The sequence below is a fragment of the Petroclostridium sp. X23 genome (assembly GCF_030013905.1).
Lineage (GTDB): Bacteria > Bacillota > Clostridia > SK-Y3 > SK-Y3 > X23.
The window spans coordinates 3,119,446-3,131,765 of the sequence record NZ_CP124862.1; the positions used below are offsets into that span (position 1 = coordinate 3,119,446).

General features: G+C 37.5%; 7 protein-coding genes and 1 riboswitch. All 7 genes read right to left on the reverse strand.

Annotated features, from left to right (window positions below):
- Nucleotides 1-239 precede the first annotated feature (239 nt).
- On the reverse strand, nucleotides 240-1,511 hold the full coding sequence (locus tag QKW49_RS14830; RefSeq protein ID WP_282863451.1) for a M14 family metallopeptidase: 1,272 nt from the start codon (nucleotides 1,509-1,511) through the stop codon (nucleotides 240-242).
- 586 nt (nucleotides 1,512-2,097) lie between these two features.
- Nucleotides 2,098-2,967 carry a cation diffusion facilitator family transporter gene (locus QKW49_RS14835; protein ID WP_282863452.1) on the reverse strand — a complete coding sequence of 290 codons (870 nt, stop codon included), beginning with the start codon at nucleotides 2,965-2,967 and terminating at the stop codon, nucleotides 2,098-2,100.
- Between the two features lie 78 nt (nucleotides 2,968-3,045).
- Nucleotides 3,046-3,135: riboswitch (NiCo riboswitch) on the reverse strand.
- 69 nt (nucleotides 3,136-3,204) lie between these two features.
- On the reverse strand, nucleotides 3,205-5,049 hold the full coding sequence (gene asnB / locus QKW49_RS14840; protein WP_282863453.1) for an asparagine synthase (glutamine-hydrolyzing): 1,845 nt from the start codon (nucleotides 5,047-5,049) through the stop codon (nucleotides 3,205-3,207).
- Between the two features lie 725 nt (nucleotides 5,050-5,774).
- Entirely contained in the window at nucleotides 5,775-7,862 is a 2,088-nt protein-coding gene (locus QKW49_RS14845; RefSeq protein ID WP_282863454.1) for an HD domain-containing phosphohydrolase, read from the reverse strand.
- A 353-nt stretch (nucleotides 7,863-8,215) separates the two neighbouring features.
- A complete protein-coding gene (gene tpx / locus QKW49_RS14850) occupies nucleotides 8,216-8,740 on the reverse strand; it encodes a thiol peroxidase (protein ID WP_282863455.1) in 525 nt (174 codons plus the stop codon).
- Nucleotides 8,741-8,843: 103 nt separating this feature from the next.
- Nucleotides 8,844-9,317 carry an NUDIX hydrolase gene (locus tag QKW49_RS14855; protein ID WP_282863456.1) on the reverse strand — a complete coding sequence of 158 codons (474 nt, stop codon included), beginning with the start codon at nucleotides 9,315-9,317 and terminating at the stop codon, nucleotides 8,844-8,846.
- A gap of 154 nt (nucleotides 9,318-9,471) precedes the next feature.
- Nucleotides 9,472-11,580: a methyl-accepting chemotaxis protein gene (locus QKW49_RS14860; RefSeq protein ID WP_282863457.1), complete on the reverse strand. Its 2,109-nt coding sequence runs from the start codon at nucleotides 11,578-11,580 to the stop codon at nucleotides 9,472-9,474.
- Nucleotides 11,581-12,320 lie beyond the last annotated feature (740 nt).

Genomic DNA, 12,320 nt, shown 5'->3' on the forward strand with positions numbered 1-12,320 from the left:
TACTACATGGAGTCATGGGGACGGTTCGTCTGGCACATATGTTTTTTATGTGCCTGAGGAACTGTCCCCGTGGCGTAGCGGATGTAACATATTTATAAGTTTCAATTTGCTTATCTATATACTAGTCCATAATAAATATATACCATAGAATAAGTTTGTTCAACTTTTCCTATGGTATATCGTACGATCATGCTATTTAGCACTAATGCAAAATATAACGATATCTTATACACTGCTTTCTATACAATAGGTGCCAGCAGCATCACTTCTTCATTATTTTGATAGATAGTATCGAATTGTGTAATAGGTAAAGGATTCCTTCCGATTCCCACTTCAAAGGTATACCCGGGGCGCTCATATTCTTCTACAAACCAATCTTTGTATCCGGCATAGGCAGCGGCATAAGGAACATCTGAAACCGCATATCCGCTGGCACGCGAGAAAATCTGCGCGATCTCAAAGGCTCTGGGCGGCCGGATGTTTTGATACAACCAGTATATGACCCTTCCTTGAGAATGGTATGCAATCACTAATTTAAAATCATGACGTCTTGTGAAATCTGCAACAGCCTGTGTTTCCGGCTCTGAAAGAGGAGATGGCCCGCCATACCTTGTAGGCCCGGGACCATCTACCCCTAATTGGGGTTCTTGTGCTTTGGCTTCTTCCCAGCTAGCCGGATAATTACGGTTTAAATCCGTACCTCTGATATTAGCCTGCCATACTTGTGAAAATGGTAATCCTGTATCATTCCACTGCAAAAGTTCCTCATAATACGGGTTGTCAGGTTTAAGTCCTTCAAGTACCAAATCCACGCCATCAGGATTTACCATAGGCATAATATAGATACTGCTTCTATTCCAAATGTCCCGGACATCATATCCCCTAATCCGCGATCCGGCGGAATAGGCGCGCGAAAAATTTTCAATGAACTTCATAAGCAACGGAGTCGTAATCCATTCAAGGGCGTGATGGGCTCCATTATAGAATACCTCTACAGGACCTCTTCCTAATCTTATATAATATAGATTCTTACCCAGCACACTTTTCCCGGCAATGCCTACTTCAATAAAGGGATACCTCGCCTTAAGTCCTTGAATATCTCTTTGCATGATTCCATAGGTATAATCGATATCGGTAAAAACCACATCCAAACCATAGGGTACTGTAATGATCTGACCGACCCTTAAATTCATAGGATTGATCCCCGGATTAGCCGTCAATATTGCGTTAACGGTAGTATAATATCTGCGGGCTATATTGTACAATGTATCTCCCGGCCGAATAGCATATGTATCGTAACCTCTTAAGAATTTTTCAAATATGTTCCACGTAGCAGGTCCGACGATTCCATCGGGGATCAGTCCATTATCCCGTTGGAACATCAGCACAGCCTGTCTTGTCTGCTGTCCGAATATTCCGTCTACCGGTCCGGGATTATATCCTATACGCGCCAGCAGACTCTGTATCAGTTTAACATTCGGACCTCTTGAACCTAATCGCAATGTTTCCATAGTATCACCCTATTCATTTAAATTCTTACTTATATAATATTTCTGTCCTCAGGAATTGTTACAGTTCCAATACGAATTATGAATAGGGTGATATAATGAATCAAAGAAATGTCCGTTCAGCTCTCCTTAACACCTCTAATCAGCGCTATGATATATAAGAATAAAGAGATAAATACTAATACCGTAATACCCAATGGTGTCAAAAACTCAAAGAACTTTTCTACTTCTATATTATTTTAATGGGCGGCATTAAACGAGTGGTTACCACATCTGCTCCTAATATCCCTACAGTAAGCGTTTGAATAATGACAATCCCAAAAAGCCAGATGATAAAAATTGCTCCCTGTGTAGCTTTCATAGCTTTTTTAATTTTTTGAGTGATCTAAAATTCCCCATTATATACACAATCATCCTTATAAGAATAGTATTAGAAATATTATCTCACTCAACAGGAATAGTATTCTTCTTTTATGTTAAGAAACACAAAGAACATCTTTACTTGCAGATACTCACAATATCTTAAACTGCTGAAATTTATAACGATAGCCGCAGCCTAAAAAATGGTTCATATCCTATTCTCATCACCCTATTTAACAAAAGGTTCCAGATGGGCGATTACTTGTACATTTTTATTGATGTCCTTCCTGATTCTTTCCTCGATATTATGAATCAGCTCATGGGACTTTTCGACGCTTAAGTCAGGTTCAGTCATAATGTGCATATCAATATGCAAGTCATTTTGACTTCCTCTGCTTCGAATATTGTGTGTATCTTTGACCTGTTCAAAACTTAATGCAATATTTCTTATTTTCTCAGTATCAACTGCCACTCTATCAACCAGTATGCCGCTATTATCTTTAAAGATTTCATAGGCCGCATGAAAAATAAAACCTACTACAATAAATGATGCTATGGGGTCAACTACCGCCGGCAGCCCTAACTTGATACATACAAGAGTTGCTAACACCCCAATCGAAACATAGATATCACTTTTTGTATGCATAGAATCAGATATAAGAATCTGGCTGTTCAGTTTCTTCCCTTTTTTATATTCGAATACACAAACCAAGATATTAACGCAAAGTGTTGTCAGAAGTGCAATAAGACTTTCCAGCGTTATATCCGGTAGAACAGGGTTCATCAATCTATTGACTGCATCCATAATAATTTTACCGCCTATTACAAACAACATACCGGCAATAAACAATCCGGCAAGCATCTCAAATTTTCTATGCCCATAGGGATGATCTTCGTCCACAGGCTTAGCAGCAAACTGAAGACCAATTAGTCCAACTATATTTGATGAGCCATCTGTTAGTGAATGAAAACCATCGGCAGTCATACTGGTACTTTTAATCATAGTGCCGACAATAATTTTCAGCCCTGCCACAGCCAGATTCGCAAAAAGAATGATCCATAGTACTTGCTTAACTTTCTTATAGCTATTATTACTCACAAAAATCTTCCTTTCTTACAAAATATTGATATATTTTCTATAGCAACAAAAAACCTGTGAAACTATATTTAGATGTATTATAGTCCCACAGGTATTCCATCCTGCTGCCAAATAAGGCCCGGCCCCACGCATTCCATAGAAATGCATCGCCTGCTCTATCTAGAGTAATTATTCACTTGTTTTTTACTAGTATATTCTACACTGTTCGTTTTTGTCAATAATTTCCGTCATGCTTTATCATATTAATTTTACTTTATATTTTTTCATCCATACATCCGCCTGAATTAAATAAGCCATTAACTGCGGCCCTGTCATCAACTGTCCGAACCACGGCACTCCGAAAGCTGCACCCTCGGAATCTACAATCTCCTGCACCCGCTGTTTATTAATCAACTGCAGTAATGGAGAGCTTGTATCATCTAGTATCTGCTGCAGCCAATTCTTTACTGCCTTCATATAATTGGGGTTATGCGTCTTTGGATATGGGCTCTTCTTACGCCATAATACATCATCGGGCAAAATCCCGGTTAATGCCTCCCGCACTAATCCTTTTTCCCGTTCTTTATAAAACTTCATTTCCCAGGGAATATTCCATACATATTCCACAATGCGATGATCACAGAAAGGTACACGTACTTCCAAGCCTGTCGCCATACTCATCCTGTCTTTACGGTCCAAAAGGGTAGTCATAAACCACTTTAAATTTAGATACATCATCTCACGTCTGCGGTGCTCCTGGGTTGCTTCACCTGGCAAAGCAGGTACTTCTGCCAGGGTATCCTGATATCTTTGCCGTACATATTCCGCACCATTCATATTGCCTAATATTCCAGGCATCAATATGCCTAATCTTTCATTGGTAGAGCGCATCCATGGAAAAACGTCTGAATTAAGCAGTTCTTCCCGATAAAACCATGGATACCCCCCGAATATTTCATCGGCACATTCACCGGAGAGTGCAACGGTAGCATCTTTTTTCACTTCACAGGAAAACAGGTATAATGATGAATCCACATCAGCCATTCCCGGTAAATCACGTGCAGTAACGGCTCTCTTTAATGCTTCTACTAACTGCGGCGTGTCTATCACGATATTATGATGCGTGGTCCCTAAAAAATCTGAAACCTTTTTTATCCATGACGCATCGGAATTAGGCTGAAACACACTGGGTCTGAAATATTTATCATTATCCACATAGTCAATAGAATACGAACCTAGCGGCGCCATCCCGTTCTTCTTATAGATTTCAGTGGCAACCGCAGTAATAGCGCCAGAATCCAGACCTCCGGATAAGAACGTGCATAATGGCACATCAGATACTAATTGTTTCTCTATGGCATCCAGCAGTAATTCTCTTACTTTCTTAACGGTAGTATCCCAATCATCTTCATGATCATGACTTTCAAGACTCCAATACTTATTGATTCTAAGGCCGTTACGATTATACACCATATATTCTCCCGGCCTTAGCTCTTTTATATTTCTAAGCACACCGTGTCCCGGTGTCCTCGATGGCCCCAATAAAAATACCTCTGCCACACCTTCGGCATCTATTTCGGGTTGTACATCAGGATGAGCCAGAATCGTTTTTAGCTCGGAACCAAATATTAAAGATGAACCTCTTTGTGTAAAAAATAATGGTTTTACACCCATACGGTCACGTGCCATGAACAAGCTCTGTTCATCTTCATTCCATATCCCAAAAGCATAAATCCCATTTAAATAATCCACACATTTTTCTTTCCATTCCATATACGAAAGCAGTAATACCTCTGTATCCGAATGCCCCTCAAATGTATAGCCTCTTGCTTTTAACGCATCTCTAATCTCAGGCGTGTTATATAGCTCTCCGTTGTATGTAATTACATAAGTCTCTTGTCCGCGTTGCCTAATCATTGGCTGTTTTCCATTCTCCGGATCTACCACAATTAATCTACGGTGGACCATTCCCGCGCTTTCTGAAGTCCATATGCCTGAAGCGTCAGGCCCCCGATACTTTAAGGTTTCGCCCATTGTTTCCAAAACAGATTGCCGCTCTTTTAGATTTGTCTGCCAATCTATCCATCCTGCAATACCACACATAAAAAACTCTCTCCTTTATTATTGAGTTGTAGATGACCGGTGATCCCCCATCTCTACTTTTTTAATATAAAATGAACTTACTTGCATATCATACTGCCGAGAGCAGTGGGCCACCTTAGGATTTTATTACTATCCTAAGCTATTACTCCCCCTTCACAAAAAATAGACGCCCCCAGTAATTTGCATTCAAATTATCCAGAGAACGTCATTGCTCTCAGAAATTCCTGTTTAATACTCATTTTCAATTATTAATTTTCTCTACTAGTAATATATGATAATGAAACAAATTGGTGATTAACCAACAAAAAAATTACGTTTAGATTTTAAAACAGCAATGAATTATTAATGGCATTTATATTGCAAAATTTGCTATGGTATTATAACTGTTGTAATTAAACAATAAATTGTCAGCGACGGCGTTGATTTTATGGTAATTTTACCCAATTAATGTCGTTTATTTTTTTGGAGGTGTTCGGAAATTCTAATCTACTGGAGGATAATCTTTCAAAGTTTGGTGGTATCTCACAAGATGTGGTTCAATTATTGAAGAAAAGCGTATTATCACTAGATAGTTTTCTATCTTTTGATTCGTATGTACATAAAGCTGAGTTGGATAAAGTTTTAGATCAAAACCCCTCTATAGATAAAAAACTCTAAAAGTAAAAATTGGAGCACGGAAGTAGGAATGCTACTCTAAAAGACATAATATTCTTAATATACGGCCTTTAACCAGTGGCTTCCTCCTCGTCATGCATAATCTGGCTTATCAAATCTTTTCTTTTTGTATACAGTTCAACCATTGCATCTACTACATCAGGAGCCAATTGCGTTCCCCGGTTCCGCAGCAGCTCACTGATTGCAAAATCCGGTGATTTTGCCTTTCTATAAGATCGATTGGAAGTGATCGCATCAAAAGTATCTGCCACAGCAATGATTTGTGCTTCCAGCTGTAGTTCGTGTCCTGACAATCCCAGAGGATATCCTTTTCCATCGTATCTTTCATGATGATAGGTTATTGTATCTATAATTCTGTCCGATAGTCCAACCGGATAGAGTATCTTTTTGCTGATAATCGGGTGCTGTTTGATTTGCTCAAACTCAAAATCGGTTAGCGCGCCGGATTTAAGCAAAATACTATCACTAATTCCTATCTTTCCTATATCATGTAAAATACCGGCAATCTTTAAATCTTCAATACGCTCTTTATCAAATTTCAAGCTTTTCGCAATTTCTACCGCATACTGGGCAACTCTTTGAGAGTGACCTTCAGTATATTTATCTTTGGCTTCTACCGTTGCAATCAATGCATCAATTGTTTTAATGAAATATTTCTTGGAGTTATCATATAATATCGCATTGTCGATTGCCACCGATGCATTATTTGCAATGGACCATAGTAAACTGACATCTGATTCCGCCATTTTTCGATGTGCTCCGACCGCTATAAGTCCAAGCTTCTTACTTTTATTGATCAACGGAATCAAGACAATATTCGTAATTCTTTCATGCTCCTCTTTTAATTGATTCAGCTCGTAAACCAACCATTCCTCTTCAATAATATCCGTACTATGCATTTCAGAATCCAGTATAACTTTTCCCATAACATCATTATATATATTAATTACGGGAAATAATTCAAGCGTAAATTCATTTTTAAAAAATGTCCCTGCAAATGCTCTCGCTTTTAGAAACACTCCACTGTTATCCAGCAGCCTTACAACACACATAGGTGCATCCAAGATCGTCGAAACCTCTTGCGCTACCAGATTCAACACCTTGTTCAGATCGATGGTGGAATTTAAAGATTTACTTAGATAATTCAATACTCCCAGCTCTTTATTCCTCCGAAGTATTTGCCGCTCCATTTCTTTTCTTATCATTATATCTCTGGCAATTACCTGTATACCCGTCACATGTCCCTTAAGTACGTATCTGGTTACGGTAGCCTCTACCAATACGTTGTTGCCGTTTTTCTTTATCAGATTTAGTTCCAATGTTATACTACGCTTATGTTTTAATTCATTAATAATTTGGTTTAATAAAGCAGCAGGGTTGTCCGCATCTATCCCCTGCAATACATTTCTACCTATCAATTCATCTTTATCATATCCTAAGATATTTTTCACTTTACGGTTTACAAATACAATTTCCCCGAAGTCCTTGATCACGCAAACAATCTCCGGCATATTATGCACTAATGTGTAGTATTTATTTTCTGTTTCTTCCAGCTGTTCAATCGTGGCTGTCAACTGTTCATATGAAGCCTCTAATTCCATATTGATTTCCTGTAGAGCACAATTTTTGTCAAACAGTTCACCTTTCTGCTTTTCCATCTCATTAAAAGAATTTTTAAGGCTTTGAGACATTAAATTGATGCCTTCCGCCAACTGTCCTATTTCATCTGATGAACCAGCCTTTATGCAGTGTTCCATATTCCCTTTCTCAATGGCTTTAATACCCTCAAGCAATGCAATGGTTGGTTTGGTGATACGTTGAGAAACCAGTATAGATATAGCAAAAACAGCTATAATCCATGATACAAGAAAAACTATATATTTACTGACCTTTTTATTATATATATACGGATTTTCGCCTGAAACTGAGATGTTAAATATCTTACAATCAAACAATTCTGATTGCTGAACCACTCCAATCCGGCTTCCTTGGGATGTAGAGTAGGATATGGGGAGATCAAACGATCCTTCTTGAATAGCCTGATATAAAGCATCAATGTCTTCATTATCAACATTTTTTACAGATTCACTGGAAAATACGATATATCCCTGATTCAGTTCTCCCAGAAAAAGTGTCATTAGAAGGATAACACCTATGGATATTGTCAATAGCAGTATTATCGTTATGCAGACTTTATATTTAATAGATCTTATTCTCACGGTCTTCACTCACTATCTGTTATAATTATTAAATCTTCTAGTAGTATCTCTAGTGCAGGCCTTGAATAATTTTGACCAATTGAATAACTAACAATTATTGAATACATTTATGCTAATTATACCATCGTAAGAAATCTATGACAACATAAGATCTTTTATTTCTATTGAAATTAATTTCTTGACAGTGCAGATACTGCATCTCCTGTAAGTAATAAAACCATTATAATATACGACTTAACATATATCATAATGGTTCTATAATGATTATAAAATTATAATAATTTTTTCAATTCTTCAAGTACCTTGTCATAGTCCGGATGTTCCGATACTTCACTTACATACTCTACATATTTTACGATATTATCTTTATCCACCAATACAATTCCCCGGGCCAAAAGCCTTAGCTCATCAATAGCAAAACCGTATTTTTCACCAAAATCCAGATCTTTATGATCCGAAACCACCTGAATATTTTTTATTCCCTCAGCACCGCAGAACCTGCCTTGTGCAAAAGGCAAATCAACACTAATGGTTACAATCTCAACATCGTCAGATAGGTTTTCAGCTTCCTGATTAAATCTTTTTGTCTGCAATGCGCAAACTCCGGTATCTATAGAAGGCACAGCACTGATTACTCTTATTTTGCCGTTCGTATCGCTATAAAAACCAAACTGGCTTAAATCCTGCTTAACAGCTTTAAAATCAGGCGCCTTATCACCCACCTTGATTTCTTTACCTCTAAGGGTAAAAGGATTACCATGAAGTGTTACCGCATTCGCTCTTAATTCACTTGACATATTTATTGCCTCCTTGGATCGTTTTATTTTGATTATGACTATTTAATACCCCTATAGAAAATTTCTAAACACTTAGGTCGGCAATTAACCTTATTTTATAGAGTTACTTCCACCGCCGCTTTCCAAGGTAAGTTGTATGCGCACTAAAACCATTTTGTAAATCTACCCAGAATGTATCCCGCAATACCTCGGGAAAAACCGCTGTTTCAACTTCTTTTATCTTATTTTGCGATAAAAATTCAACATTTATAATAAACTGCTCTTCAAATTCCGGATCTATGCCCTTCTGTATCTCGAAATTTTCTACATGAGCAGTAAAAAATAACTCTACATGATGAACCTGACTTTCGAAATCCAGAAATTCTCTTACATATACCAGTTTTTCCGGTGTGCAATCAATTCTGCACTCTTCTTTTACTTCACGTATAATAGCTTCGGTAGCACTCTCACTGCCTTCCAATCCGCCTCCCGGAAGCGTCAACCATTCTTCTCCTGTTTTAGGATGTCTGTGATGAACCATTAACAGTTCCTTGTTATCATTCAGTATGATGGCCGCTGCCCTTACCCTAAACTTCATAGAAACCTCCTATTTATCTTTATTTACCATTCCAATAATTATAATTTCCACCAAAAATATTATATCCTATATTATAACACAGTAAAGAATAAAACCCATGATTGTCTATGGATACAATCATGGGTTTTATTCTTTTTCCAATCCCAACGAATGATTAAACTTTGAACTTGGATATAATGTTTACAAGTACGTCCATACTACCCTTGATATGAACGGTTTGTTTCATAACTTGATTTGATTTATCCGCAATAAACGATGTCTTTTGTGCAATATCCGAAGTACCGTTAGCACCTTCATTCATCGCAATGGATATTTCATTAATCGCTTTTATCATATTTTCAAGAGATGCCGAGATTTGTTGTGAAGTCGCACTAAAATCCGTTACTAGCTCTTCCACGAACATCGCATCTTGACTGTACTGCTTGCCCGTTAAAACAAGTTTTTGATAGTCTGCCACCACCCTGTTTTCAATGAACTCTAAAACCTTCTGAGAACTGTTTGTTAACTGGTGCACCGCATCAACAACCGTTTTGGTAGTATTTTGAATCTCATTTACAGTCTCTTTTGAATTCTCCGCAAGCTTTCGTATCTCCTCGGCTACAACGGCAAATCCCTTTCCTGCTTCCCCTGCTCTTGCCGCTTCGATAGCTGCATTTAATGCAAGAAGGTTTGTTTGATCGGTAATCTGTAATATAGTATCCGATAACACTTTTATCTGCTCTACAGCTTTCGATTGCTCTATTGCATCTTTTAAATCTTCATTGACATCCACCCTGATTTCATGGGCAGTCTGCTGAGATTGCACTGCCGTTTCTTTTAATTCTCTTGCTCTTTTACTGATTTCCGCTACGGCACTTGCTCCCTCTTGGGCTTTTAAAGAGATGCTTTCAACCGCATGTTCAATTTCCTCGGATGTAGCATTCATCTCTTGCGTTGATGCAGCTGTTTCCTCCATTCCTGCCGACAACTGCTGGGTAGTCGCTGATATTTCTTCTATTAATGCATTGAGTTCATTAATATTTCCGGTGGTATTGCCAACAGTGCCCGCAACATTGGATGATTCCCTGATGACTGCTGTAATCAATTCTTTAAATGACTGCTGCATTTTATCAATAGATCTGATCATATTACCAACTTCATCTTTTGTGTTTAAATATTTTGTATCAATATTCGTATCTAAGTTCCCGGATGCCAGCACTCCTAAATGTGTTTCCGCATATTGCAATCCTTTTACAATATGTTTTGAAACAAAAATGATACATAATATAATAAAAATTAATGAAACAATTGCTATGATGATGATGATACTAAATAGCTGATTAAAATCTTTTAAAATGTTGCTCTTAGGAATCACACTGCAAAAAGCCCAGTTGGTATCTGTTCCTTCAGGATTAATAGGATAAGCCACACGCAGCACTTCTTCTCCGGTAGAGCCGGAAACGCCATACTCTTTCGCAGTTTGTCCTGCGGAGGTCTTTTGTATAATGGAACTCCAGTCACTACTATTGTCAACAGCATTGGTCATGAGTTTCTTCATATCAATCCCATTCGCGACATATATTCCATTTTTTGATAACAAGTGAGCAGTCCCCTCCATTGGCTTAATCTGCTCTATTATATGTTGAAAAGTCGCAAGTTCATAGTCAATTGAAACAACACCTTCAAAACTCCCCTTATCGCTAAGGATAGGCACAACAATAGATGCCATGGATATATCTTTCCCATTCACCTCATAGACCGTAGGTTCGGTAATATACGTCTTTTTCAATGACTTCGGCTCATTATACCATGTCATATCCGTTTCTTCATTGTATGCGGCTTCCACATGATATCCGCTGCCGTCACGTGTAACATATGGAATAAACATACCTTTTTGTCCATATTGAGGGTTCCCCGCATATTCACTATCCATATTATCAAACATGTTAGGCTCATATGCAACGGCAATTCCATAAATCTCCGGATTTTTGTGCAATATCTCTTTTTGAATTTGGATAATAACATTTCTATCTACGATACCGGCATCCTTATAGTTTTCGATACTCATCACAAGTCCTTTGGCAATAGTTTCGATGTTCACAAATTTTGAATTTATTTCTTGCGCATAGGATCTTGATACTTCTTGGGCAAGGCTCTCGGCTTGAGATAAACTGATGGTATATGTCTTTGCTAAAACAGTGGAAAATATTACAACAAATGATAGTAATAATATTGCGGCTACAAAGATGCTTATTCTTGTCTGAACTTTCATATTTTTGAGCACACTGTATCCTCCTACAAAACAAAATATTCGACATTATATTATATTTTTCGACATATTTTTTGTTTTTCCTGCTTTTTATATATGGAATCTTCACCAAAAATAGTCTTATATCTATAAATAAACTATGTATTTTATATAAATGATAATCAAAAAAGTATTCTACCATTCTAAAAATACTTTATTATAATCTCCGTACTGATTTGATACCTCATCCGCCGCCCCTAAGAATTCAAGCAAAATACGTAAATCATTTGCTCCAATATTTATAGAAAAATTTAAAGTTTTTATTTAACACTTCACAGGCAAACTCATAAAAATTATTCTTTATCATAATAAAACTATAGAGAGGCTCTAGATCTAGAGCCTCTCTATAATAAACTAGTAGGTATCAAATTACTTTTTTCCTATCATATTTTATACTATATAAGTTGAACTAAATATTTGTAGTTGTTCAGATTCCAATATAATTTTGCATCCGAAGGAACCTTGTTAAGTATGACCCATTTAATTCGGATTGCTGCTCTAACGGAAGCCTGGCAGATCCTCCAGACACTGGCTTATTCGGAATACCTTTCAAGCCTTCGACTTTGTATGCTGTGTGTATTGCTAACCGTGATCGGCGATATCCCAACAATTTCTGCTACTTCTTCATGTGTTTTACCGGATAGAAATAGATAGAGTGCCTGATATCTTCTAAAAGCTCTAACTTTCTTCTATAAATCCATGACTACTTTGATTAA

What these genes read in the sequence shown, in the direction of transcription:
- QKW49_RS14830 (WP_282863451.1), bottom strand. Translation starts at nt 1,511, where the DNA reads ATGGAAACATTGCGATTAGGTTCAAGAGGTCCGAATGTTAAACTGATA.
- tpx (WP_282863455.1), bottom strand. Translation starts at nt 8,740, where the DNA reads ATGTCAAGTGAATTAAGAGCGAATGCGGTAACACTTCATGGTAATCCT.
- asnB (WP_282863453.1), bottom strand. Translation starts at nt 5,049, where the DNA reads ATGTGTGGTATTGCAGGATGGATAGATTGGCAGACAAATCTAAAAGAG.
- QKW49_RS14855 (WP_282863456.1), bottom strand. Translation starts at nt 9,317, where the DNA reads ATGAAGTTTAGGGTAAGGGCAGCGGCCATCATACTGAATGATAACAAG.
- QKW49_RS14845 (WP_282863454.1), bottom strand. Translation starts at nt 7,862, where the DNA reads ATGACACTTTTTCTGGGAGAACTGAATCAGGGATATATCGTATTTTCC.